Origin of the sequence: Halomonas sp. H10-59 (assembly GCF_040070555.1) — a bacterium.
Classification (GTDB): Bacteria; Pseudomonadota; Gammaproteobacteria; order Pseudomonadales; family Halomonadaceae; genus Halomonas; species Halomonas litopenaei.
On the sequence record NZ_CP098828.1, the window covers coordinates 1055936 to 1079666 of the forward strand.

General features: G+C 65.7%; 22 protein-coding genes. 14 read left to right on the forward strand and 8 right to left on the reverse strand.

Features of this window, described 5'->3' with window-relative positions:
* Positions 1 to 255: 255 nt before the first annotated feature.
* A complete protein-coding gene (epmB, locus tag NFG57_RS04810) occupies positions 256 to 1293 on the reverse strand; it encodes an EF-P beta-lysylation protein EpmB (protein WP_348815517.1) in 1038 nt (345 codons plus the stop codon).
* A gap of 105 nt (positions 1294 to 1398) precedes the next feature.
* Here epmB and efp point away from each other — a divergent pair, with 105 nt between their 5' ends.
* Both efp and epmA read left to right on the forward strand, forming a co-directional pair.
* Positions 1399 to 1965 carry an elongation factor P gene (gene efp, locus NFG57_RS04815; RefSeq protein ID WP_045994506.1) on the forward strand — a complete coding sequence of 189 codons (567 nt, stop codon included), beginning with the start codon at positions 1399 to 1401 and terminating at the stop codon, positions 1963 to 1965.
* Between the two features lie 98 nt (positions 1966 to 2063).
* Positions 2064 to 3035 (forward strand): EF-P lysine aminoacylase EpmA, encoded by a 972-nt coding sequence (gene epmA, locus NFG57_RS04820; protein WP_348815518.1) that lies wholly within the window; start codon positions 2064 to 2066, stop codon positions 3033 to 3035.
* Positions 3036 to 3137: 102 nt separating this feature from the next.
* Here the strand turns inward: epmA and NFG57_RS04825 are convergent, their stop codons facing one another.
* The 5 genes from NFG57_RS04825 to rsgA form a co-directional block, all read right to left on the reverse strand.
* A complete protein-coding gene (locus tag NFG57_RS04825; protein WP_348815520.1) occupies positions 3138 to 3677 on the reverse strand; it encodes a GNAT family N-acetyltransferase in 540 nt (179 codons plus the stop codon).
* The gene (locus tag NFG57_RS04830) at positions 3677 to 3988 is read right to left on the reverse strand and encodes a DUF1778 domain-containing protein (RefSeq protein ID WP_213227713.1); all 312 of its coding nucleotides are present in this window, start codon (positions 3986 to 3988) and stop codon (positions 3677 to 3679) included. The genes NFG57_RS04825 and NFG57_RS04830 overlap by 1 nt, the downstream gene beginning before the upstream one ends.
* A 239-nt stretch (positions 3989 to 4227) precedes the next feature.
* Entirely contained in the window at positions 4228 to 5127 is a 900-nt protein-coding gene (gene asd, locus NFG57_RS04835; RefSeq protein WP_348815522.1) for an archaetidylserine decarboxylase, read from the reverse strand.
* A 241-nt stretch (positions 5128 to 5368) separates the two neighbouring features.
* A complete protein-coding gene (locus NFG57_RS04840) occupies positions 5369 to 6199 on the reverse strand; it encodes a rhodanese-like domain-containing protein (RefSeq protein ID WP_045993089.1) in 831 nt (276 codons plus the stop codon).
* Positions 6200 to 6289: 90 nt separating this feature from the next.
* Positions 6290 to 7321, reverse strand: a complete 1032-nt coding sequence (gene rsgA / locus NFG57_RS04845; RefSeq protein WP_045993090.1) for a small ribosomal subunit biogenesis GTPase RsgA — start codon at positions 7319 to 7321, stop codon at positions 6290 to 6292.
* A 92-nt stretch (positions 7322 to 7413) separates the two neighbouring features.
* Between rsgA and orn the strand changes: the two genes are divergently transcribed.
* Positions 7414 to 8025 carry an oligoribonuclease gene (orn, locus tag NFG57_RS04850; protein WP_108131452.1) on the forward strand — a complete coding sequence of 204 codons (612 nt, stop codon included), beginning with the start codon at positions 7414 to 7416 and terminating at the stop codon, positions 8023 to 8025.
* A 65-nt stretch (positions 8026 to 8090) separates the two neighbouring features.
* On the opposite strand, the gene queG is transcribed toward orn, so the two are convergent.
* Complete coding sequence (queG, locus tag NFG57_RS04855; protein ID WP_045993091.1) at positions 8091 to 9191, reverse strand: tRNA epoxyqueuosine(34) reductase QueG; 1101 nt, start codon at positions 9189 to 9191, stop codon at positions 8091 to 8093.
* Positions 9192 to 9321: 130 nt separating this feature from the next.
* Between queG and NFG57_RS04860 the strand changes: the two genes are divergently transcribed.
* From NFG57_RS04860 to NFG57_RS04910, 11 genes are all read left to right on the forward strand, one after another.
* Positions 9322 to 10872 (forward strand): NAD(P)H-hydrate dehydratase, encoded by a 1551-nt coding sequence (locus NFG57_RS04860; RefSeq protein WP_222568112.1) that lies wholly within the window; start codon positions 9322 to 9324, stop codon positions 10870 to 10872.
* A complete protein-coding gene (gene tsaE / locus NFG57_RS04865; RefSeq protein ID WP_222515538.1) occupies positions 10853 to 11359 on the forward strand; it encodes a tRNA (adenosine(37)-N6)-threonylcarbamoyltransferase complex ATPase subunit type 1 TsaE in 507 nt (168 codons plus the stop codon). Before NFG57_RS04860 ends, tsaE begins: the two co-directional genes overlap by 20 nt.
* A 20-nt stretch (positions 11360 to 11379) precedes the next feature.
* Positions 11380 to 12816, forward strand: a complete 1437-nt coding sequence (locus NFG57_RS04870) for an N-acetylmuramoyl-L-alanine amidase (protein WP_108131638.1) — start codon at positions 11380 to 11382, stop codon at positions 12814 to 12816.
* On the forward strand, positions 12813 to 14915 hold the full coding sequence (gene mutL, locus NFG57_RS04875; protein ID WP_222515536.1) for a DNA mismatch repair endonuclease MutL: 2103 nt from the start codon (positions 12813 to 12815) through the stop codon (positions 14913 to 14915). Before NFG57_RS04870 ends, mutL begins: the two co-directional genes overlap by 4 nt.
* A complete protein-coding gene (gene miaA, locus NFG57_RS04880; protein ID WP_348815524.1) occupies positions 14915 to 15892 on the forward strand; it encodes a tRNA (adenosine(37)-N6)-dimethylallyltransferase MiaA in 978 nt (325 codons plus the stop codon). Before mutL ends, miaA begins: the two co-directional genes overlap by 1 nt.
* A 132-nt stretch (positions 15893 to 16024) precedes the next feature.
* Complete coding sequence (hfq, locus tag NFG57_RS04885; RefSeq protein ID WP_045993095.1) at positions 16025 to 16270, forward strand: RNA chaperone Hfq; 246 nt, start codon at positions 16025 to 16027, stop codon at positions 16268 to 16270.
* An 18-nt stretch (positions 16271 to 16288) separates the two neighbouring features.
* Positions 16289 to 17605, forward strand: coding sequence for a ribosome rescue GTPase HflX (gene hflX / locus NFG57_RS04890; protein ID WP_045993096.1), 1317 nt, complete (start codon positions 16289 to 16291; stop codon positions 17603 to 17605).
* A gap of 253 nt (positions 17606 to 17858) precedes the next feature.
* Positions 17859 to 19103: an FtsH protease activity modulator HflK gene (gene hflK / locus NFG57_RS04895; RefSeq protein WP_045993097.1), complete on the forward strand. Its 1245-nt coding sequence runs from the start codon at positions 17859 to 17861 to the stop codon at positions 19101 to 19103.
* Positions 19104 to 20006, forward strand: a complete 903-nt coding sequence (hflC, locus tag NFG57_RS04900; RefSeq protein WP_045993098.1) for a protease modulator HflC — start codon at positions 19104 to 19106, stop codon at positions 20004 to 20006.
* A 273-nt stretch (positions 20007 to 20279) separates the two neighbouring features.
* Complete coding sequence (locus tag NFG57_RS04905; protein WP_045993099.1) at positions 20280 to 21461, forward strand: ATP phosphoribosyltransferase regulatory subunit; 1182 nt, start codon at positions 20280 to 20282, stop codon at positions 21459 to 21461.
* Positions 21462 to 21571: 110 nt separating this feature from the next.
* On the forward strand, positions 21572 to 22867 hold the full coding sequence (locus NFG57_RS04910; RefSeq protein WP_045993100.1) for an adenylosuccinate synthase: 1296 nt from the start codon (positions 21572 to 21574) through the stop codon (positions 22865 to 22867).
* 131 nt (positions 22868 to 22998) lie between these two features.
* Here the strand turns inward: NFG57_RS04910 and NFG57_RS04915 are convergent, their stop codons facing one another.
* Complete coding sequence (locus NFG57_RS04915) at positions 22999 to 23721, reverse strand: GntR family transcriptional regulator (RefSeq protein ID WP_124802592.1); 723 nt, start codon at positions 23719 to 23721, stop codon at positions 22999 to 23001.
* Positions 23722 to 23731: the final 10 nt, after the last annotated feature.

Genomic DNA, 23731 nt, shown 5'->3' on the forward strand with positions numbered 1-23731 from the left:
GTGCCGGGTTGATCAGGTAGTTCGTTTCCCTCGGCACGACGACGCTTGGCACCGCGATTTCGTCACCGACATGGCGTGCCAGAGGTCACTTTTGTGGTCGGCCTGCTTCGGTCGGAAAACCTTGATGGCAGACTTCATGCTTCACCTTTCCTTGTGGCATCGGTCGATATCACAAAAGAGGACGAGAGGCTGTTGCAGCTTCCCTCGCCCCGTGACGGGCATGATAACCAGCGTACTTTGACGATTGCGTCACTGCTACAACGGCGTCTTGCTGGCCTCGCCGGGGACCTCGCGGACCAGGGTCGGCATCAGGAAGCCGGGCAGGCGGGTGCGCAACTCGTCGACCAGGGCGTTGGCGCGGGCGTCGGCCACGTCGAAGTGGGCTGCCCCGGACACCGGGTCGAAGGCGTGCAGGTAGTAGGGCAGTACGCCGGCCTCGAACAGCCGCTCCGAGAGCGCTTCCAACGCATCTACCGAGTCGTTCACTCCCTTGAGGATCACGCTCTGGTTGAGCAGGGTCACGCCGGCCTGCTTGAGCCGCGCGCAGGCGCCGGCCACGGCCTCGTCGATCTCGTTGGCGTGGTTGATATGCAGCACTATGACCTTCTGCAGGCGGCTGCCGGTGAGCCACTCGAGCAGGGGGCCGTCGACGCGATCGGGGATCACCACCGGCAGCCGGGTATGCAGGCGTAGTCGCTTGAGATGGGGGATGGCGTCGAGCCGCTCGACCAGCCAGGCCAGCTGGCGATCGCTGGCGGCCAGCGGATCGCCACCGGACAGGATCGCCTCGCGCAGGGTGGCGTCCTCGCGCAGGTAGTCCAGGGTGTCGTCCCACTGGCTGCGTGAGGGCGCGTTTTCCTGGTAGGGGAAGTGGCGACGGAAGCAGTAGCGGCAATTGATCGCGCAGGCGGGGCTGGTGATCAGCAGTACCCGTCCGGCGTACTTGTGGATCAGGCCGCGACGGGCGGTGTGCTGGGCCTCCTGGAGCGGATCGGTGACGTAGCCCTCAGGGCTTGTCTGCTCGGCATCCAGGGGCAGCACCTGGCGCAGCAAGGGGTCGTCCGGGTCTGCGTGGCGCATGCGCGCGGCAAAGGCCTCGGGCACACGCACCTCGAACAGGGAGTGGCCGGCCTCGGCGCCGGGGATCAGGGAGGCGTCGAGCCCCAGGCGGCGGCACAGCTCGCGCGGGTCACGAATGGCGCCGGCCAGCTGGCGCTGCCAGCCGCCGGGGGCGGGAAGTCCCGGCTCATCCGGGGCAGAGCAATGCAAAAGCGTCGAGCTTCGGGTTATCATGCGGGCCATCCATCGATGCGTGCGAGGGGCTTGTCCTCGCAAAATGTCAGTTGAGTGCCGCTCTGAGCCGATGGCCGGGCCGGGCACCGAAAGGAACGAGATCTCATGGCGAACTATTCTACCAACGAATTCAAGGGCGGTCTGAAGGTGATGCTCGACGGTGACCCCTGTGCCATCGTCGAGAACGAATTCGTCAAGCCCGGCAAGGGCCAGGCCTTCAACCGCGTGAAGCTGCGCAACCTGATGACCGGCCGCGTGTGGGAGCGTACTTTCAAGTCCGGCGAGTCGCTGGAAGGCGCCGACGTCATGGATCTGGACATGGAGTACCTCTACACCGACGGTGACATGTGGTACTTCATGAAGACCGACGGTTCCTTCGAGCAGTACGCCGTCGAGAAGAAGGCCCTGGGCGACAGCGACAAGTGGCTCAAGGAGCAGGTGGTGTACACCGTGACCCTGTGGAACGACAACGCCATCTCGGTCTCCCCGCCCAACTTCATCGAGCTGGAAGTGGTCGAGACCGACCCGGGCCTCAAGGGCGACACCGCCCAGGGCGGCTCCAAGCCGGCGACCCTGTCCTCCGGCGCGGTGGTGCGCGTTCCCCTGTTCATCAACCAGGGCGAAGTGCTCAAGATCGACACCCGTAGCGGTGATTACGTCTCCCGCGCCTGAGGCGAGGGCGATATCCCCGGATCGGCAGATCGAGATACAGACAAAGGCCACGCGATCGCGTGGCCTTTGTCGTTTGGGCAAGTGGTAAGGAACGAACGATGACAGACTGGCAACCCACGGCCTCGTTGGACACCCTGCGCCGTCGCGCCGTGCTGATGCAGCGGGTGCGCGGCTTCTTTGTCGAGCGCGGTGTGCTCGAGGTGGAGACCCCCTGTCTCGGTCACGGCGGCAGCACCGACGTGCACCTGGCGTCGCTGTCTTGCCAAGCCGTCACCCCGGCGGGCAGCGAGACCCTGTGGTTGCAGACGTCGCCGGAATTTCACATGAAGCGCCTGCTGGCGGCCGGCAGTGGGCCGATCTTCCAGATCGCCCGCAGCTTTCGCGACGGCGAGGTGGGACGCCGCCACAATATCGAGTTCAGCATGCTGGAGTGGTATCGCCCGGGCTGGAGTCTCGATGCTTTGATCGAAGAAACCCAGGCGCTGATCCGCGAGGTGCTGCCGTTCGATCCTGGCCCGATGCGAAAGCGTCGCTATCGCGAGCTGTTTGGCGAGGTGCTGGATATCGATCCTTTTGAGGTGGACATCGCATCGCTTCGCCGTCTTGCCGGTGAACGCGGTGGCCTCGACATGGGTGAGGCGCCGCGCGATGAGTGTCTCGACCTGCTGATGAGCCTCGTCATCGAGCCCGAGCTTGGCCGCGATGGCATCGACGTGGTGCTGGACTACCCGGCCAGCCAGGCGGCGCTGGCCAGGCGTCACCAGGACCCCCGCGACGGCGCCTGGGTAGCCTCGCGCTTCGAGGTCTATCTAAACGGGCTCGAGCTTGCCAACGGCTACGACGAGCTGACCGATGTGGACGAGCAGCGCGCACGTTTCGCCGACGACAATCGCGCCAGGTGTGAGGAAGGCCTTGCCGAGGTCGACGTCGACGAGCGCCTGCTGGCGGCGCTGGGCGCCGGCATGCCCGAGGGCAGCGGGGTCGCCCTGGGGCTCGACCGGCTGATCCAGTTGGCGCTGGGCAAGTCGCGTCTTGAAGAGGTGATCGCCTTTCCCACACCGCGCTGTTGAGGGGGCTGGGCACCTCGTGGGGTGGTGAGCCCAGGTGCCCAGATCTTTTGATCGTCAGCTAGAAGGGGTCGCGGGACAGGGAGGTAGAAGGTCTGTGGCGGTTCAGCCCTGGAGCTTCGCGACAGTGGCCATCGGCAGGAACATGCGTAACGGATTCGATGGCAGAGACTGAAAACCAAAGCCTGTGTATAGACGCAGCCTTCTTTCCACCGCCTGCGAGTCTCCGCAGTCCAGAATATCGAGCAGCACAACGGCCGTGCCTATTCTCAGTGATGCTGCAAAGGCTCGATTCAATGCATCGACCAGCAGGAGTCTACCGATTCCCTGCCCCTGGAACTGTTGATCGACGCCGATCATGCCGATGAAAGCGGCAGAGATACTGCCATCCGCATTCGCCATGCGCTTGTAGCGGTTGGGCAGGTCGCTACAGTCCACGCTATGGGCGTTGAGCGAATAGAAACCCAGGATCTTCGAGGGATCCCGAGTTGGGTCTGTCATCACGAAGACGCGAATCGTGCCACCATCCATCAGTCTGCTGGCGGTGCGCTGCAGAAAGTTGTCGACTTGATCCACCCCAGACGAAAAAGCCGCTCGATGGTGTCGAGACTTGTCGAGCGGCTCGATGACGACGGTGGCCGACATCAGCGCTTCGCCACCGTCTGCCGATGGTGGGTGAAGGCGTCACGTAGTTTCTCGGTCGGAGCCGGAGGGTTCTCGATGGCCTCAAGGAAGGCCTCATGATCTTCAGGCATGAGCCGTGTCACTTCATGCGCCCGGATGGTCTCCATTGCTCGCTCATACGCTGCGGACAACGCGAACGTGGACATGTCCTGGCCACTCAGCGCGGCCGCCTGCTCGATGGCTTGCTTGATACGCGGTGTTGTACGGAAGCCAAAACGTTCAGTGTTGCGCTGACGTGCTTCTGTACTGGCGTCGGAAGATTGGCTGGCCAAGGTGTTGACCTCCAGTGCGTGTGATCTTCAAATCACACTGTACGCCCTGCCGGCGTACATCTCCAGAGCTTGCTTTCTTTCCCTCGGTGTCTTGCTGTGTTCGTTCAGTCGATTAGGCGAAAGGCTCTGTGGGGGCTTGGGACAGACGCGAAAGGGGCGGCCACCGCCGCCCCTTTCAATAGTGTTGTCATGCCTAAGGCGTTGTCATGCCACCGGCGTTGCCGACACACCTTGGCGCTTCAGTCCGCGCTGGCGGTCGCTTCGCCGTCTGCCGTCGCCGGTGCTGCGCTGGTTCCCGGCTCGCCGCCCAGGCGTTGGCCCATGCTCACCGCGACGGGGCTGCCGGCCTTGCCGCTCAAGGCATCGAAGTCGACCTTTTCGGCGAAGGCCATGACCACGGTGGAGCCGAGCTTGAAGCGGCCCATCTCGGCGCCCTTGGCGAGGTGAATCGGACGATCGAAGCGGACACGCTCGACCCGGCCGGACTGCGGTGTCACCTGGCCGGCCCACACCGTTTCAATGGCGGCGACGATCATCGCACCCACCAGCACCAGCACCATGGGGCCGTGTTCGGTCTCGAAGTGGCACACCAGCCGCTCGTTGCGGGCGAACAGACCCGGGACGTGGCGGGTGGTGGCGTCGTTGACCGAGAACAGGCGCCCGGGCACGTAGACCATCTCGGTCAGGGTGCCGGAAAGCGGCATATGCACCCGGTGGTAGTCCTTGGGCGACAGGTAGACGGTGGCAAAGCTGCCGCTCTGGTAGCGGGTGGCCGCCCTGGGGTCGCCGCCGAGCAGCTCGGTCATGCTGAAGCGATGGCCCTTGGCCTGGACCAGCCGACCATGGTCGATGGCGCCCCATTGGGACAGGGTGCCGTCGGCGGGGCACAACAGGCCGTCTTCCAGCGGGCGGGCGCCGGCCGCCAGCGCCCGGGTGAAGAAGGCGTTGAAGCTCGGGTAGACCCTGGGGTCCGATTCCACCGCCTGGCTCATGTCGACCTTGAAGCGCTTGATGAAGGCGCGGATCAACAGGTTCTTGAGCCAGCCGATACGGCAGTCGGCAAGCAGACCGACCAGGCGCGACAGCAGGTGGTGGGGGATGGGGTACTGGATCAGGGAAAACAGCTTGGCGAGGGTCACGAAGGGACGATCTCCGGGTGGTCAATGACGCGCACGCGGCCTCACGGCCGCGCCGCTGGTGCAATCAAGTGCCCTAGGCTCAGTCCGAAAAGTCGACGAGCGAAGGTTAGACAAGGCAAAAATCGGTGAGAAAGCGCAGTTTACGTGGTGTAAATGAGCATTTTGATCCGATTTTTAACGCCGCATTACCGAGCGCAGACACTTTTCAGACAAGCCCTAGATGGGCAGAGGAACAAGGGCGTCAGTGTTCGATGGGGGTATCGTCGCGATTGCCCCACTCCTTCCACGAGCCCGGGTAGGCACGCATGCGTTCGAATCCCAGTGCCTTGCCTACCAGCCAGGTGAAGCCGCTGCGATGATGGGTCTGGCAGTGAGTGACCACTTCCATATCCGGGGTGATACCCATGGCGCCCAGCTCGGTGATCAGCTCGGCGTAGTCGCGCAGGCGAAGTGAGCGTTCACGGTCCATGGCGTCGGTCCACTCCATGTTGACCGCTCCGGGCAGGTGGCCGAGGTGCCGGTTCTGGCCCTTGTTGCCATCGAACTCGTCGACGGAGCGGGCATCCCAGATGGCGAAGTTGTCGCTGCCCAGGCGCTCTTCAAGCTCGAGTCGGTCGATCGCGACCTCGGGATTGAGGACCTCGGCCTGGTAGTCCGACGGCTTCGGCGCATGGTCTTCGGTGGACTGGGGCAGCCCCTCGTCACGCCAGGCGTGAATGCCGCCATTCAGGTAGGAATAGCGCTTGTGGCCAATCAGCTCCAGGGTCCACAGCAGGCGCCCGGCCCAGCCGCCGCCCTCATCATCGTAGGCGACAACGTGGGTGTCCCGGGTCAGGCCCAGCGACGAGAACAGTTGTGACAGGGCCTCTTCATCGGGGACGTCGTTGGGGACGTCGCCGGAACCTTTCAGCAGACGACGATGGTCAAGAAAGATCGCGCCGGGCACGTGGCCCTCGGCGTAGCTTTCCGCCTTCAGCGGCACGTCGATCACCAGGATGTCCTCGTGATCCAGCACGCCGGCGAGTTCCTCGGGCTCGGCGATCAAGGGCAACAGATTGTCTTCTGAGCTCATGGTTCTCTCCTGGCGGATCCACACGGATGAAAGGGGCGGGCGCTGTGTCTGGCGCCTGGCACTTCGCGAGGGGACGCTACTGGCGTTTCCCTATTGGCTATCCAGACTATCGACGATACGACGATAACTGGCAAAGCGTTCGGGGTGAATCGCCCCCTCGTCGATGGCGTCGCGAATGGCGCAGCCCGGCTCCTGCCGGTGGCGGCAGTCGCGGAAGCGACACAGGCCGAGGTAAGGGGCGAATTCGATAAAGCCCTCGGTGACCTCGCGCTCTGTCAGGTGAGTAAGGCCAAACTCGCGGATGCCGGGGGAGTCGATCAGCTCGCCCGAGGCCAGGCTCTCGTCCGGTGCGGGCAGGTGGTAGAGCTGGGCGGTGGTGGTGGTGTGGCGACCCTTGCGCGAGTCCTCCGACAGCGCGCCGATGCGCAACTGTTCGTCGGGCAGCAGACGGTCGATCAGTGAGGACTTGCCGACCCCGGACTGGCCGACGAACACCGAGGTGCGGTCGGCGAGCTGGGCGTAGAGGGCGTCGAGTCCGCCGTCGACCTCGGTGGAGGTGGCCACCACCTGGTAGCCGATGCCGCGGTAGCGATCGAGCAGCCCGCGCAGTTCGCCGCCCTCGTCGGGCAGCAGGTCGGTCTTGTTGAGTACCAGCACCGGGGTGATGCCGGTGGCCTCGGCCGCCACCAGGTAGCGATCGATCAGGCCGGCGTGGGGCTCGGGTTCCACCGCGAAGACGATCAGTATCTGGTCGATATTGGCCGCCACGGGCTTGAGTAGCCCGCGCATATCCGGGCGTTCGAGCACATTGTCGCGCTCGCCTCGGGCCACCACCACGCCGCTGCCGTCCTCGCCGGCCCGCCAGATGACGCGGTCTCCGGTGACCAGGCCCTCGAGGTTGGCGCGCAGATGGCAGCGGGTGGGCGTCTCGCCGGCACGGCTGGCGACGTCCAGGGTCCGTCCGAAGTGAGCGATCACTCGGCCGTCTCGCTCGGCGCCGTATTCGCCGGCGGCAAGCTTTTCGTCGTCCTGGCCGGCCTTTCTGGCGGCGCGCTCGGCGCGTTCGGCCTGGATCTTCTCGATGCGCCAGCGCTGCTGGCGGCTCAACTTGCGTTTGCTCATGAGCACCCGATGGTCGGTACAATGGTCGGCATTGTACCTACACGCACGGCCCCTGTCCCGACAAGGGCCACCGCCTGATCAAGGAAGCGACGATGTCCGATGCCAGCGCCAGCCCCGACGATACCCTCAACCCGCGTCCTGACGATGCCAAGACCGGCCCGCGAAACGACGCCCTGATCTGGATCGACCTGGAGATGACCGGGCTCGACCCGGAGCGTGAACGCATCATCGAGGTGGCCACCCTGGTCACCGACGGCGAGCTCAATGTCATCGCCGAGGGGCCGGTGATCGCGGTTCACCAGAGCGACGCACTGCTGTCCGGCATGGATGAGTGGAATACCCGTACCCACGGCAATTCCGGGCTGGTCGAGCGGGTGCGCAAGAGCCAGATCGATACCCGCGAGGCCGAGCGCAGGACGCTCGAGTTTCTCTCAGCCCATGTGGCCCCGGGCACCTCGCCGATGTGCGGCAACTCGATCCACCAGGACCGGCGCTTTCTGGAGCGCGAGATGCCCGAGCTGTGGGCGTTTTTCCACTACCGCAATCTCGACGTCTCGACCTTGAAGGAGCTGGCCAAGCGCTGGAATCCCCAGGCGCTGGAGGGCTTTTCCAAGCGCAACGTGCACCTGGCCATGGACGACATCAAGGAATCCATCGCCGAACTCGCGCACTATCGCAAGACGTTCCTCAAGGCTGGGGAATAGTCAGCAGTTGACGCCGGGGTCGAGGCGAGGGGCGCGTTCAGCTCGAGGCGCTCAGCTCGAGGCGCTCAAGCAGAGGTGATCAGCTCGGCGCGCCGCTGGCGCTGGCGGGCGAGCGCCCAGCGTACGTGCTCACGCACCAGCTCGGAGGGATAGGCCAGGCGGGTGAGCAGGGCGCGTTCGATGGCGGCGCTCCAGGGGGCGTTACCGAGCCCCACCGCCAGGTTGCGCAGCCAGCGTTCGTAGCCGATACGACGAATCGGGCTGCCGGCGGTGCGCTCGAGAAACTCCTCCTCGCTCCAGCCGAACAGGGTCAGCAGCTCCACCCGGTCGAGATCGTGGCGCGGCGCGAAGTCAGGTTCGCTGCTTGCCCGTGTGAAGCGGGTGAAGGGGCACACCAACTGGCAATCGTCACAGCCGAACACCCGATTGCCCATAGCCTCGCGATAGCGCTCGGGAATGGCGCCGAACAGCTCGATGGTCAGGTAGGAAATGCAGGCGCGGGCGTCGACCACCTTGTCCTCGACGATGGCGCCGGTAGGGCAGGCGGTGCGGCAGGCGCTGCAGCTGCCACAGTGTTCCTGCTCGAATGGCTCGTCCACCGGCAGCGGCAGGTCGGTGTAAAGCTCACCGAGAAAGAACATCGAGCCGGCTCTGGGATTGAGCAGCATGGCGTTCTTGCCGAACCAGCCGATACCGGCCTTGCGCGCCAGGCCGCGCTCCATCACCGGGGCCGAGTCGACGAAGGCGCGGTAGCCGAAGTCCCCGACTTCCGCCTCGATGGTCTTTGCCAGGCGCTGTAGCCGCTTGCGCATCAGCTTGTGGTAGTCACGCCCGGTGGCATAGCGTGACACATAGGCGCGGCTGGGCTGTCCCAGCACCTTGGTGGTCTCCACCTCCGGCGGCAGATAATCCAGGCGCACACTGATGACCCTGATGGTGCCGGGTTCGAGCTCGGCCGGACGGGTACGTTTGGTGCCGTGCTTGGCCATGAAGCCCATCTCGCCGTGGAAACCTGCCTCCAGCCAGCGCTCGAGGTGAGCCTCGTCGTCGCTCAAGTCGACGTCGGTGATGCCGACCTGCTGGAAGCCGAGCTCCCGCCCCCAGGTGCGGATGCGCGCCGCCAGGTCGTTGAAGTCGACGTCGGTGGACGGGGACGATGCAGACATAAATGAGGACATACCCGGCAAATGGCAAGACAGCCCGGCTCTGCGCTTGGCGCGAGAGGAGAAGGGCTTAGACTTCATAGGGAAGGAAGTGACCGCCATGGTAGACCATCACGATCGAAGGGAGAACCGCATGGACATCTTGGACGGCGGCGTGATTGAGCCAGGACAGACTCCGTTGTACACCGCCGAGCAGGTACGCGAGCTGGACCGACGGGCGATCGCCGGCGAGAGCGACGGCTTCGCCCTGATGCACCGGGCCTCCGGCGTCGCCTGGCGCTGGCTGAAGGCGCGCTGGCCGGCGACCAAGTCGCTGACGGTGTTCTGCGGTGGCGGCAACAACGGCGGCGACGGCCATGTGCTGGCAGCGCTGGCCGCGACCGAAGGGCGCCAGGTGCAGCGCATTTCCCTGACCCCGCGTGAACGCCTGAAGGGTGACGCCTTGCGCGCGGCCGAGATGGCCGACGACGCCGGGGTCGGCTTTATCGAATGGCGAGAAGGATTGCGCGTGGAAGGGGACGTGGTGGTCGATGCCATGCTCGGTACCGGCTTTGCCGGCGACCTGCGTCCGACCTACGCCGCGGCCATCGCCGCCATCAATGAAAGCCGGTGCCCGGTGCTGGCGGTGGATATTCCCTCGGGCATCACCGCCGACGGCGGTGCCGAGCCCAGCATGGCGGTCAGGGCGGTGATGACGGTGACCTTCATCGCCGACAAGCTGGGACTGCACACCGGGCGTGGCGCCGCCCTGGCCGGCGAGGTGGTGGTGGAATCACTGGGGGTGGACGCCCTGGCCCACGACGATATCGCGCCCACCGCCTGGCGCCTGCAGTCGAGCCTGGTGAACCTGGCGTTGCCTCCGCGTGAGCGCGACATGCACAAGGGCGCCGCCGGATTCGCCGGCATCTTCGGTGGCGCACCCGGGTTCGGCGGGGCGGCGCTGCTGGCGGCAGAGGCCTGCGCCAGGGTGGGCGCTGGCCGAGTGCTGCTGGCCACCGCGCCGGAACACGTCGGTGCCAGTCTGGTGCGCTGCCCCGAGGTCATGGCGCGTGGGGTGACCCATGCCAGCGAACTCGATGAGCTGCTGGATCGCCTGAGTGTGCTCGCCGTGGGGCCAGGGCTTGGCCAGGGGAGCTGGGGCCAATCGGTGCTGCAGACCGCGCTGAAGCGCTCGATTCCGCTGGTGCTGGACGCCGATGCCCTCAATCTGCTGGTCAGCCGCTTTGCCGATCAGCGGCGTGACGACTGGATCCTGACCCCCCACCCGGGAGAAGCGGCACGCCTGCTCGAGACCAGCGTGGCCGAGGTCGAGGCGGACCGCCCCGGTGCCGCGCGCGCCCTGCAGCAACGCTGGGGCGGGGTGATCGTGCTCAAGGGAGCCGGTACCCTGATCGCCGGTCCAGACGGCCTGGCGCTGTGTCCTTTCGGCAACCCGGGCATGGCCAGCGGCGGCATGGGCGATACCCTGACCGGTGTGCTGGCTGGCTTGATGGCCCAGGGCCAGGCCCCGGGCTGGTCACTGGAACGCACCGCGCGGCTGGGCGTGCTGGTGCATGCCCTGGCCGGTGACATGGCGGCGAGAGAGGGCGGTGAGCGTGGTCTGTTGGCCAGCGATCTGGCATCCTGTGCACGAAAATTGGTCAATCCGACGATGGGCGAGGAAGATGCAGCTGCGACTCGATGATGAAGACCGCCAGGTCGCACTGGGGGAGTGCCTGGGACGGGCCTTGCAAGGACGAGGACGCGTCCACCTGTCGGGAGAGCTGGGGGCCGGCAAGACCACCCTGGCTCGCGGTGTGTTGCGCGCCTACGGCCATCAAGGTGCGGTGAAGAGTCCTACCTATACCCTGGTGGAGCCCTACGAGCTTTCGCTGGACGGGGAGCCGGTCACGCTGCACCACTTTGACCTCTACCGCCTGGGCGATCCCGAGGAGCTTGAGTTCATCGGTGGGCGCGATCTGCTCGCCGAGGGGCATCTGTGCCTGGTGGAGTGGGCCGAGCGCGGCGAGGGCTGGCTGACGCCGCCGGATCTCGAGGTAGCGCTAAGCCACGCCGAGACAGAAGGGCGCGAGGCGCGCATCAGCGCCGCCACGACCCTGGGCGAAGCGCTGCTGACACGCCTGGAAGACGAAGTCTCCCGCGATCAACGACTGGCGGGAGGCAAGGCATGAGGCGTCGCCTTTCGGCCCGTATGGGTGCTGGTCTATTGACGTTGGTGGCCACACTGGGCCTTACGCTTTCGAGCCTTGCCCAGGCCGCCAGCGTGGACAACATGCGCCTGTGGGCCGCGCCGGATCACTCGCGGCTGGTGTTCGACCTGTCGGCGCCGGCCACCGCCAACGTGTTCGAGCTCGACAACCCGCGCCGGCTGGTCATCGATCTCAGTGGCACCAGTCTGGCCGCCGATCCTGCCAGCATGGACCTGTCCAACAGCGCCATCAGCTCGGTGCGCACAGGCGTGCGCGATGGCGGCGATCTGCGCGTGGTGCTCGAGCTCAGCCGTGCCATCGAGCCGCGTCACTTCTCGTTGGCGCCCAACAACCAGTACGGCGATCGTCTGGTGGTGGATCTGGAGTACCCCGGCGAGAGCGCGGTGGAAGACCCCATCGATCCGATCGAGTCGATGATCCGTGAGCAGGAGATCGCCGCCGAGCGGGCCAAGACCGTGGCGGTGGCCGAGGGCCGTGACCCGGTGGAGGCAGCACCGGTGATCGACACCGCTCAGCCCCATCCCAAGCGCGACATCATCATCGCCGTGGACGCCGGGCACGGTGGCGAGGACCCCGGCGCGCTAGGCCCGAGTGGTACCCGCGAGAAGGACGTGGTGCTGCAGATGGCCGATCGCCTGGCGCGCATGATCAACGACTCCCCCGGCTTCAAGGCGGTGCTGATCCGCGACGGCGACTACTACGTCGGGCTGCGTCAGCGCACCCTGATCGCCCGCGAGCAGAAGGCCGACTTCTTCGTCTCCATTCACGCCGACGCCTTCAACAGTCCGCGTCCCCACGGCAGCTCGGTGTTCGCGCTGTCCCAGAGCGGAGCCACCTCGGAGACCGCCAAGTGGCTGGCGGCCAGCGAGAACCGCTCTGATCTGATCGGCGGGGTCGACGGCAACCTGTCGCTGGATGACAAGGACCAGGTGCTCAGAGGCGTGCTGCTGGACCTGACAATGACCGCGACCCTCAATGACTCCCTGACCATCGGCGATGAGGTGCTCAGTCGCATCGGGCGCATCAATGATCTGCACAAGCCCAGGGTCGAGCAGGCCGGCTTCGTGGTGCTGAAGTCCCCGGACATTCCTTCCCTGCTGGTGGAGACGGGCTTTATCTCCAACCCCGAGGAAGAGCGACGACTCAAGGACGGTGGTTACCAGCAGCGGATGATGAGCGCCGTGTTCGGCGGCATCCGCTCGCACTTCGAGCGCAACCCGCCACCGGCAAGCCTGCTGGCCTGGCAGCGCGATCAGGGGCGGTCCACCGCTACCAACGAGTATCGCATCCAGCCAGGCGACACCCTGTCCGCCATCGCCTCGCGTCACGGCGTGGCGCTCAGCGCGCTCAAGCAGGTCAACGAGCTGTCCGGGGACGTCATTCGCGTCGGCCAGGTGTTGAGGATTCCCAGTTCATGAGTGATATCCCGTGTGAGAGCGAGCCTGGCGTCCAGGTGTCACAGCGCCGCTCGATCAAGATTCTCGACCCCCGGCTGGCCAACCAGATCGCCGCCGGCGAGGTGGTGGAACGCCCGGCCTCGGTGGTCAAGGAGCTGATCGAGAACGCCATCGACGCCGGCAGCACCCGCATCGAGGTGGACATCGAGTCCGGCGGTGCCCGGTTGATCCGGATCCGTGACGATGGCTCCGGCATCGGCGAGGAGGACCTGCCGCTGGCGCTGTCACGACACGCCACCAGCAAGATCCTGTCGCTGGAGGAGCTCGAGGGCGTCGCCAGCCTGGGCTTTCGCGGCGAGGCGCTGGCCTCGATCAGCTCGGTGTCGCGACTGGAACTGACCTCCAACGTCGAGCAGGACCCTCAGGGCGGCTGGCGGGTGGTGGCCGAAGGGCGTCGCATGGAGCCCCGCGTCACGCCGGCTCCCCATCCGCGAGGTACTTCGGTGGCGGTGCGTGATCTGTTTTTCAACACTCCGGCACGGCGCAAGTTCCTGCGTACCGAAAAAACCGAGTTCAACCATGTCGAGGAGGCCTTTCGGCGCCAGGCGCTGTCGCGCTTCGACATCGGCTGGACCCTTCGCCACAACCAGAAGACCATCCACCAGTTGCCGGTGGCACGGGATGACCACGCGGTGGAGCGACGTCTCGCTTCGCTGCTGGGCAAGAACTTCCTGGACAATGCCCTGACCCTGGACATCGCCACCGGCAGCCTGCGCCTGTGGGGCTGGGTGGGGCTACCGACCCACTCTCGCGCCCAGGCCGACCAGCAGTACTTCTTCGTCAATGGCAGGGTGGTGCGCGACCGGCTGGTGGCCCACGCCATCCGCCAGGCCTATCGCGATGTGCTGTTCAATGGTCGCCACCCGGTATTCGTGCTCTATCTGGACGTGGACCCCACGGTGGTGGACGTCAATGTCCACCCGACCAAGCACGAGGTGCGCTTTCGCGACGGGCGCATGGTCCACGACTTTCTGTTCTCGAGCCTGCACCGGGCGTTGGGCGAGGCCCGCGCAGGGCATCAGGATGGTCAGTCTTCGCAGCAGCAGGCGAGCATCCAGAGTGATAGCCTCGACGTCGACCCCGAGACCGGCGAGATCCGCGAGCCGACCCCCCAGGGCGGGAATCCCGGCCAACACCCGTCCCAGCAACAGCCTTCCTGGCAGCAGCAGCCGATGGCGCTGTACCCGCGCCGCGACGAGGGCGAGGGCGGTGTCACCCCGGACCGGGTGCGCGCCTTCATGGACGGCTACCGAAAGCTGCATCCGGACCACGAAGACAGCCTGCTGACGCCGCAGCCAGGAGGCCCTGGCGCCGGCGGTCTGGCCGCCGGCACGGCCCAGGCCGAGCGCCATAGCCCCACGCCGAGAACCTGGCCCGGCGCCGCTGGCGCGGCTAGCGAGTCCCCTGCTGGGGTCGGCGGCGCATCGCTCACCTCGTCGACGCCTGAGGTAATGCCGGAAGACGACGCCACCCAGGCGCCGCCGCTGGGCTACGCCATCGCCCAGTTGCACGGCATCTACATTCTGGCCCAGAGCGCCCAGGGGCTGGTGCTGGTGGACATGCACGCGGCCCACGAACGGATCGTCTACGAGCGCATGAAGACCCAGGTCCACGGTGGCGCGCTGGACGCCCAGCCGCTGCTGGTACCGGTGTCGCTGGCGGTCAGTGCCGCCGAGGTCGAGACCGCCGAGCGCGAGCGCGAAGCCTTCACCCGGCTTGGTGTCGAACTCGATGCCGCCGGTCCGGAGACCCTGCTGGTGCGCCAGGTGCCGGCGCTGCTGGCCGATGCCGACGTGGAACCGTTGGTGCGCGAGATGCTCTCGGACCTGGAGCGCTACGGTCGCTCCGATCGCATCGAGGCCCACATTAACGAGCTGCTGTCGACCATGGCCTGCCACGGCAGCGTACGCGCCAATCGCCAGTTGACCATTGCCGAGATGAACGCGCTGCTGCGTGACATGGAGCGCACCGAGCGCAGCGGTCAGTGCAACCATGGCCGCCCCACCTGGACCCAGATGAGCCTCAAGGATCTGGACCGGCTGTTTCTGCGAGGGCAATGATGGCGCCGACAGACGCTCCGGCCGCGGCCACGCCGCCCGCGCAGGACGACCGACCGCTGGCGCTGCTGCTGATGGGCCCCACGGCGGCGGGCAAGACCGATCTTGCCATCGAGATCCGCGAGCGCCTGGGGGGCGAGATCATCAGCGTCGATTCGGCGATGATCTATCGCGGCATGGACATCGGCTCGGCCAAGCCCTCGGCCGAGGAACTCGCCCGGGCGCCCCATCGACTGATCGATATCCGTGATCCGGCCCAGGCCTACTCGGCGGCAGAGTTTCGCGACGATGCCCTGGCCGAGATGCACGATATCGCCGCCAGTGGCCGGCTGCCGCTGCTGGTCGGTGGCACCATGATGTACTACAAGCGCCTGGTCGAGGGGGTCGCCAACCTGCCCTCGGCGGACAGCGCCGTGCGTGAACGCCTGTCCCGCCAGGCCGAGCAGGAAGGGCTCGAGGCGCTGCATCGGCGCCTGGGCGAAGTCGATCCCGAGTCGGCCGCGCGCATTCACCCCAATGATCCTCAGCGCCTGATGCGGGCGCTGGAAGTGTTCGAGTTGTCCGGTCGCCCGATGAGCGAGTTATGGAATGAACAGCGTCGTGAAACCTTTCCCTTTCGTCTGCTGTCCATAGGGCTCGCTCCCGCCGAGCGCTCCGTGCTGCACGAGAGAATCGCCAGGCGCTTCAACGCCATGCTGGACGGCGGATTTCTCGATGAAGTGGCGGCGCTCAAGGCGCGTGGCGATTTGACGCTGTCGCTGCCATCGATGAAGAGCGTGGGCTATCGTCAGGCATGGCAGTACCTGGATGGCGAGTTTGATCGTGAGACGTTCATTCATCGTGGCGTGGTGGCAACGCGTCAGTTGGCCAAGCGGCAGCTGACCTGGATGCGTAGCTGGCCTGCGCTGACCTGGGTGGACCCGTTGGCGGCCGACCCCGCCGAGCGCCTCGTGAAACTCGTGCGCGAAGCGGGGACTTAGCGTAAGATAACGAGTTCGTGCGACCACTTGCAGGGTCCCGCCGAACAACCGAATACCTGTCGCCCGCCGTCTTGAAGACCTCGGCGGGCGGCACCATAACCTAAAACCCTAAGACACTTCAGGGAGAGCAACATGTCCAAAGGGCAGTCCCTTCAAGACCCGTACCTGAACATTCTGCGCAAGGAGCGCATTCCGGTATCGATTTTCCTGGTCAACGGCATCAAGCTGCAGGGCCAGATCGAATCCTTTGACCAATTTGTCATCCTGCTGCGCAACACCGTCAGCCAGATGGTCTATAAGCACGCCATCTCCACGGTGGTGCCGTCACGCAATGTGCGTCTGCCGGCCCAGGATCCCGCTGCGCAGCCGGAGAGCTGATATTTCGTGAGGTATTGATTGTTTTTTGAACGTCCCGACGCCGGTGAAACGGCGGTACTCGTCCATATCGACTTTCAGGACGAGAAGGAGCGCGAAGATCCCGGTGAGTTCCACGAGCTGGTGAGGTCGGCGGGTGCCGAACCCGCAACCCTCGTGACCGGCTCGCGGCAACGACCCGACCCCAGGAGTTTCGTGGGGTCGGGCAAGCTCGAGGAAATCGGCGAGGCCCTGGCGGTACACAAGGCCGAACTGGTGATCTTCAACCACGCGCTCAGTCCTTCCCAGGAACGCAACGTCGAGCAGACGCTGAAGTGTCGTGTGCTCGATCGTACGGGCCTGATTCTGGATATCTTCGCCCAGCGGGCGCGGACTCACGAGGGCAAGCTGCAGGTGGAGCTGGCCCAGCTCGAGTACATGTCCACGCGGCTGGTGCGAGGCTGGACCCACCTGGAACGCCAGAAGGGCGGTATCGGCCTGCGCGGTCCGGGTGAAACCCAGCTCGAGACCGACCGTCGCCTGCTGCGTGCGCGCATCAAGTCGATCCACAAGCGCCTGGACAAGGTGCGTAGCCAGCGCAGTCAGAATCGCCGCGCCCGCTCGCGTGCCGAGATCCCCAGCGTCTCGCTGGTGGGCTACACCAACGCCGGCAAGTCAACGCTTTTCAACAGCTTGACGGCGTCTGAGGTCTATGCGGCGGACCAGCTCTTCGCTACTCTCGACCCTACGCTGCGGCGTCTTGAGGTCGAGGACGTGGGGCCGGTGGTGCTGGCGGACACGGTGGGCTTTATCCGCCACCTGCCGCACAAGCTGGTGGAGGCGTTCCGTGCCACCCTGCAGGAGGCCGCCGAGGCCAGCCTGCTGGTGCATGTGATCGACTCAGCGGATCCTGATCGCGAGCTCAACGTCACCCAGGTGGAGGCGGTGCTCGACGAGATCGGCGCGCTGGACGTGCCGACGCTCAAGGTGATGAACAAGATCGACCTGTTCGACAGTTCGCCACGCATCGAGCGCGACGAGCACGGGGTACCGCAGACGGTGTGGCTGTCGGCGCAGAAGGGGCTGGGACTGGACCTGCTGACCCAGGCCCTGACCGAGCGGCTGGCAGAAGACATCATCGACTTCTCGCTGACCCTGACGCCGGAGCAGGGCAAGCTGCGCGCGGCGCTGCATGAGCTGAATGCCGTGCGCGACGAGTCCTTCGATGAGGACGGCCAGACGCAGCTGGATGTGCGTCTGCCGCGTCGTGACTTCAATCAGTTGATGGCACGCCTTGGCGAGCGTGCCGCCGATTACCTTCCCGTCGCGCTGCAGGAACGCGACGTCTGGGAAGCCTGAACCGACCCGCCTGACGGGTCGGCAAGAGCGTCGCCCGGATGGCGACGCCACAAGGAAAGCACTGAAGAAATGTCGCGAGCGACGACAGTTCGGTCGCCGCCGGAGCGCAAAGGTCGGAGTTGACACAGGGTTAAATGAGAACCTTGAGCACCGCCGGCGGCCGAGATGCCGAGCGCAGCAATGTATGCAGTGTTTTCCAAGGATCGCAATCGATGCGCCTCGTCTAGGCGGGGGCACAGAGTGGAGACGACGTATGGCCTGGAATGAGCCTGGTGGCGGCAACGGCAACCAGCACGACCCCTGGAGTGGCGGGGGGCGCCGTGGCGGTAATGGGGGCGGTGGCAACCGCGGTGGCGACAATCAGGGTCCCCCCGACCTCGATGAGGCCCTGAAGAAGTTTCAGGACAAGCTCAATGGCATGCTCGGCGGCCGCGGCGGCAAGCGCGGCGGTGGCAAGGATGGCGGCAAGGGCGGCGGCAATCGCCCGCGCAATACCTTCGCCTTGCCGGGACTGTTGATCATCATCGGTCTCGCCGTATGGGCGGCCAGCGGCTTCTATCTGGTCGACCAGTCGGAGCGTGGCGTCGTGCTGCGCTTTGGCAAGTTCCAGGAAGTCGTCACCCCGGGTCTGCAGTGGAATCCGCCGCTGATCGACGACGTGCGCATGGTCAACGTCACCCGCGTGCGTTCGGTCAGCCAGACCCAGTCGATGCTGACCCAGGACGAGAACATCGTCTCGGTCGAGATCTCGGCCCAGTACCAGGTGGCAGCGCCGCGTGACTACGTGCTCAACGTGCGTGATCCCGAGCTGTCGCTGGAAAACGCCCTCGACTCGGCGCTGCGTCACGTGGTCGGTGGCACCGACATGATCGACATCCTGACCTCGGGTCGTGAGATTCTCGGCAGTGCCGTGACCAGCCGTCTGCAGACCTACCTGGACAACTACGGTACCGGTATCCGCCTGGTGACCCTGAACGTCGAGTCCACCTCGCCGCCCGATGCGGTGCAGGACGCCTTCGATGACGTCATCCGTGCCCGCGAGGATCGTCAGCGCACGATCAACCAGGCCATGGCCTATGCCAACGCCATCATCCCGGCGGCTCAGGGTCAGGCGCAGCGTATCGTCGAGCAGGGCCAGGGTTACCGCGAATCAGTGGTCGCCGAGGCGCGTGGTCAGGCCAACCGCTTCACCGCACTGCTGACCCAGTATCGCAATGCCCCCGAGGTGATGCGCGAGCGTCTCTACCTCGACGCCATCTCCGAGGTGCTCGGCCAGACCAACAAGGTACTGGTGGACGTCGATCAGGATGGCCCCTTGATGGTGCTGCCGATGGACCGTATCGGCCGTGGTCTGGGCACATCCACCGCTGCCGACGCCGAGAATCAGCTCGATCCGCAGGTGCTGGAGCGCATCCGTGCCGAGTCCGCCAACGCGGCCTCCAATTCAAGCTCGAACCGCAACGGTCGTGACACCGGTATTCAGCGGGAGGGTCGCTAAATGATCAATAATCGATCCCTGCTCATCGTCGGCGGCCTGGCCGCCGCCGCCTGGCTGGCCAGCAACAGCCTCTACGTGGTCGACGAGACCGAGCGTGCGGTCAAGCTGCGCTTCGGTGAGATCATCGAGGAAAATATCCAGCCGGGCCTGCACGTCAAGGTGCCGATCACCCAGACCATTCGCAAGTTCGACACCCGGGTGCTGACCCTGGACACCGACGCCAGCCGCTACCTGACCCAGGAGCAGAAGGCGGTGATCGTGGACTCCTACGTCAAGTGGCAGGTGGTCAACCCCACTCGCTACTACGAGGCCACGGCCGGCGACGAGCTGATGGCGGTGCGCCTGATCCAGCCGCGGGTCGACGAGAGCCTGCGTAACGAGTTCGGCCAGCTGAACCTGCAGCAGATCATCTCCGAGAAGCGTGACGAGCTGATGTCCGGCCCCACCGAGGAGCTCGACAAGCTGATGCGCGAAGAGATCGGGGTGGCCATCCTCGACGTGCGGGTCAAGCGTATCGACCTGCCCGAGGACGTGTCCTCGGCGGTGTACGATCGCATGCGCTCCGAGCGTGAGCGTGAGGCCCGCGAGTGGCGTGCCCAGGGCCAGGAGGAGTCCGAGCGGATTCGTGCCAACGCCGATCGCCGCCGTCAGGTGCTGCTGGCCCAGGCCAACGAGCGTGCCGAGACCCTGCGTGGTGAGGGTGACGCCGAGGCCGCCGGTATCTACTCCGACGCCTACGAGGGCGATACCGAGTTCTATCGCTTCTGGCGTAGCCTCAACGCCTATCGCGACTCCTTCGGTGCCGGCGAGGGCAACATGATGGTGCTGGATCCCTCCAGCGACTTCTTCCGTTACCTCAAGAGCGCCGATCCCCAGGGAGCTGGCAGCCAGCCCCAGGGCTAGCGGTGGCCCCTGGCCGCCGACCGCAAGGGCGAATGCCGCCCTTGCGGGGTTCAACTGGCGGCCAAACGTGATAGAATCGGTAAACCGGGCGTGGCCCGGTTTTTTTGTGGCCGTCATTCCCGACATCGTTCCGTCCGACGCATTCGCCAGCACGCCAGAAGTTCCGAGACCGCTCCGAGATGAGTTCCCGGATTTCACCAGTGCGCGAGGTTTTGCGTGCGCGCGGACCAGGCCCACCGTCTAAGCAAGATATCGACCAAGCAGGATATCGACATGACCATCGCTGACCGCTGGCTCCTGCCCGACGGCATGGACGAGGTGCTGCCGCCTCAGGCCAGTCGTATGGAGGAGCTGCGCCGGGCGCTGCTCGACCTCTTCCATCTCTGGGGTTACGACCAGGTGATGCCGCCCCCGGTGGAGTTTCTCGACTCCCTGCTGACCGGCACCGGCACCGATCTCGACCTTCAGACCTTCAAGCTCACCGACCAGCTCACCGGGCGCATGATGGGGGTGACCGCCGACGTCACGCCGCAGGTGGCGCGCATCGATGCCCACTCGCTCAAGCGCGAAGGGCCGGTGCGTCTGTGCTACTGCACCAATGTGCTGCGAGCCAAGGCCGACAAGCATCAGGGCGGGCGCAGCCCGGTCCAGGTCGGTGTCGAGCTGTTCGGCAGCGCCAGCCTGGCGGCGGATCTCGAGATCCTGCGCCTGGCGCTGGAGAGCCTCTCGGCCTCCGGCGCCGGCGAGGTGCACCTGGCGCTTGGCCACGTCGGCATCTACCGCAACCTGGTCGAGGTCGCCGAGCTCGACGCCGAGGCCGAATACGCCATCTCCGCGGCGCTGGCACTGAAGTCGCCGGGGCAGCTAGAGGCAGAGGTGTCCAGGGCGGTAAGCGATCCCGCTCTGGCGGCCATGTTCCGCACCCTGGGCGAGCTGCACGGCGGCCCCGAGGTGCTCGACCAGGCCCGCGAAGCCTTTGCCGAGGCGCCCCAGGCGGTCAACGACGCCCTCGACAAGCTGTGCGAGCTGTATCAGGGCGTGCATCGCGAACACCCCGAAGTGGCCTGCTACTTTGACCTGGCCGAGCTGCGCGGCTATCAGTACCACACCGGCATGATGTTCGCCGCCTACGTGCCGGGGTACGGTCAAGCCCTGGCCAAGGGCGGGCGCTACGACGACACCGGCCGTGCCTTCGGTCGCGCCAGGCCTGCTACCGGCTTCTCGATGGATCTGAAGCTGTTGGCGACGCTGGCCTCCAGCGAGGCCGCCAGCGACAGCGTCTGGGCGCCGGCGGAAGGTGACGCCGAGGGCCTCGACGAGGCGGTTCAGGCCTTGAGGCGTCAGGGGCGCCGGGTGATCCAGGGGCTGCCCGGACAGCGCGCGGCAGGACACGGCTGCAGCGAGCAGCTGGTGGCCCGAGACCAGCGCTGGGTGCTCGAACCGCTGGCGACATGATCCGATCGGCAGTGCCTGGCACTGTCTGGCAAGCAATACCGGGGCGCCGGGGCGTGGCGCTTTAATCGACTGTGGCGCCAAGGCGCAACCAAGAAGAGACGAGAACTGCAATGGGCAAGAACGTAGTCGTACTGGGTACCCAATGGGGCGATGAAGGCAAGGGCAAGGTCGTCGACCTGCTGACCGAGTCCGCCTCCGCCGTGGTGCGTTTTCAGGGCGGTCACAATGCCGGCCACACCCTGGTCATCGACGGTGAAAAGACCGTCCTGCACCTGATTCCGTCCGGCGTGCTGCGCGAGGACAAGACCTGCGTCATCGGCAACGGCGTGGTGCTGTCGCCGGAGGCGCTGATCAAGGAAATCCGCGAGCTCGAGAGCAAGGGCGTGCCGGTGCGCCAGCGCCTGCGCCTGTCGCCGGCCTGTCCGCTGATCCTCGACTACCACGTGCGCCTGGACCAGGCTCGCGAGAAGGCCCGTGGCATCGCCAAGATCGGCACCACCGGTCGCGGCATCGGTCCGGCCTACGAAGACAAGGTCGCCCGCCGCGGCCTGCGCCTGGGCGATATGCTTCACCGCGAGCGCTTTGCGTCGAAGCTGGGCGAGGTGCTGGACTACCACAACTTCGTGCTGACCAAGTACCACGGCGAAGAGCCGGTGGACTTCCAGGCGACCCTGGAAAGCGCCATGGAGATGGCCGAAGAGCTGCGTCCGATGGTCACCGACACCGTGAGCCTGGTCCACGACCTGCGCAAGGGTGGCGAAAACATCCTGTTCGAAGGCGCCCAGGGTTCGCTGCTGGACATCGACCACGGTACCTACCCCTACGTCACCAGCTCCAACACCACCGCCGGCGGCACCGCCACCGGTTCAGGCGTCGGCCCGCTGTATCTGGACTACGTGCTGGGTATCACCAAGGCCTACACCACCCGTGTCGGCTCTGGTCCGTTCCCCACCGAGCTGTTCGACGAGCACGGCCGTCACCTGGCAGAGAAGGGCCACGAGTTCGGTGCCACCACCGGTCGCGCCCGTCGTTGCGGCTGGTTCGATGCCGTGGCGCTGCGTCACGCGGTGCAGATCAACTCGGTATCCGGCATCTGCCTGACCAAGCTCGACGTACTGGACGGCCTCGAGAACATCCGTGTCTGCGTGGGCTATCGCAGCAAGGACGGTGAAGTGCTCGACAACCCGGTGGACTCCGAAGGCTACGAGGCCATCGAGCCGGTCTACCAGGACCTGCCGGGCTGGAGCGAGTCGACTCTGGGCGTCAAGCGCGTCGAGGACCTGCCCAACGCCGCCCGCGCCTACATCAGCTTCCTCGAGGAGCAGGTCGGCACCTCCATCGACATCATCTCCACCGGCCCGGACCGCAACGAGACCATCGTCCTGCGCAATCCCTTCGGTGACTGATCGTCGCCTTGTCCCGAGCGGGGCCCTGACGCAGAAGCGAAGGGGGCTTTAAGCGGGCGTTGGCAAAAGGCAAGTAGCGAAAGGCCGGCAGTGATGCCGGCCTTTCGCGTATCTACACGCTACAGTTCGCCCTACAACTCATTGAAGTAACAGTGATGCCGGGTCTCGCAACGGGACACTCGGTACTCCAGCGCCTGCTCCTGAATATCTCTTGCCACCCGCCGGATCTCGAGGATCGGACTGCCTTCGGCGATTTCCAGGTGGTGGGCTTCGTCCTTGCCCGCCGCCACCGCGAACAGGCGTTCCTCGGCGTGGCTGACGTTGCAGCCGAAACGCTGCTGATACAGTTGATAGAGGGTGTTCGGCAGGGTCTCCGGCAGGCTTTCCAGCGTCGGAAAGCGTGTCGCCGCGACCACCACGTCCTCGAGCAGGGCGGGGCGTTCGTCGAGCTCCCTGACGCGGCGAATGTGGATGACGTCGTCTGCGTCCTCCAATCCCAGCACCTCCATTTCCTCTTCGTTGGCCGGGCGCCTTTCGCGCACCAGGATGCGCGATGTCGGCAGCGAGCGGCTGCCATCGAGTCGGGTCAGGTGGAAGAAGCGAAACAGCGAGCTGTCCTGATCGTGGGTGGCGACCACGGTGCCCTTGCCCTGGTAGCGGATCACCACGTTGTCGCTGGCCAGGGAGTCCAGCGCCTTTCTCAGGGTGCCGACACTGACCTGATACTCCTTGGCCAACGCCGACTCGCTGGGGATAAAGGTGCCGGGTGCCCACTCTCCCGAGACGATGCGCTGAAGCAGCACCTCCTTGATCTGCTGGTAGAGCGGTCGGTAGCTGAGGCTTGGCTGATCCATGCGGGTTCCT

Excerpts from the sequence above, each read along its gene's own strand:
- NFG57_RS04870 (WP_108131638.1), top strand. The coding sequence starts at position 11,380 with ATGGGTGCTGGTCTATTGACGTTGGTGGCCACACTGGGCCTTACGCTT.
- epmB (WP_348815517.1), bottom strand. The coding sequence starts at position 1,293 with ATGATAACCCGAAGCTCGACGCTTTTGCATTGCTCTGCCCCGGATGAG.
- efp (WP_045994506.1), top strand. The coding sequence starts at position 1,399 with ATGGCGAACTATTCTACCAACGAATTCAAGGGCGGTCTGAAGGTGATG.
- miaA (WP_348815524.1), top strand. The coding sequence starts at position 14,915 with ATGGCGCCGACAGACGCTCCGGCCGCGGCCACGCCGCCCGCGCAGGAC.
- rsgA (WP_045993090.1), bottom strand. The coding sequence starts at position 7,321 with ATGAGCAAACGCAAGTTGAGCCGCCAGCAGCGCTGGCGCATCGAGAAG.
- epmA (WP_348815518.1), top strand. The coding sequence starts at position 2,064 with ATGACAGACTGGCAACCCACGGCCTCGTTGGACACCCTGCGCCGTCGC.
- NFG57_RS04825 (WP_348815520.1), bottom strand. The coding sequence starts at position 3,677 with ATGTCGGCCACCGTCGTCATCGAGCCGCTCGACAAGTCTCGACACCAT.
- queG (WP_045993091.1), bottom strand. The coding sequence starts at position 9,191 with ATGTCTGCATCGTCCCCGTCCACCGACGTCGACTTCAACGACCTGGCG.
- orn (WP_108131452.1), top strand. The coding sequence starts at position 7,414 with ATGTCCGATGCCAGCGCCAGCCCCGACGATACCCTCAACCCGCGTCCT.
- NFG57_RS04910 (WP_045993100.1), top strand. The coding sequence starts at position 21,572 with ATGGGCAAGAACGTAGTCGTACTGGGTACCCAATGGGGCGATGAAGGC.
- NFG57_RS04915 (WP_124802592.1), bottom strand. The coding sequence starts at position 23,721 with ATGGATCAGCCAAGCCTCAGCTACCGACCGCTCTACCAGCAGATCAAG.
- tsaE (WP_222515538.1), top strand. The coding sequence starts at position 10,853 with ATGCAGCTGCGACTCGATGATGAAGACCGCCAGGTCGCACTGGGGGAG.
- NFG57_RS04840 (WP_045993089.1), bottom strand. The coding sequence starts at position 6,199 with ATGAGCTCAGAAGACAATCTGTTGCCCTTGATCGCCGAGCCCGAGGAA.
- NFG57_RS04905 (WP_045993099.1), top strand. The coding sequence starts at position 20,280 with ATGACCATCGCTGACCGCTGGCTCCTGCCCGACGGCATGGACGAGGTG.
- mutL (WP_222515536.1), top strand. The coding sequence starts at position 12,813 with ATGAGTGATATCCCGTGTGAGAGCGAGCCTGGCGTCCAGGTGTCACAG.
- hflC (WP_045993098.1), top strand. The coding sequence starts at position 19,104 with ATGATCAATAATCGATCCCTGCTCATCGTCGGCGGCCTGGCCGCCGCC.
- NFG57_RS04860 (WP_222568112.1), top strand. The coding sequence starts at position 9,322 with ATGGACATCTTGGACGGCGGCGTGATTGAGCCAGGACAGACTCCGTTG.
- hfq (WP_045993095.1), top strand. The coding sequence starts at position 16,025 with ATGTCCAAAGGGCAGTCCCTTCAAGACCCGTACCTGAACATTCTGCGC.
- hflK (WP_045993097.1), top strand. The coding sequence starts at position 17,859 with ATGGCCTGGAATGAGCCTGGTGGCGGCAACGGCAACCAGCACGACCCC.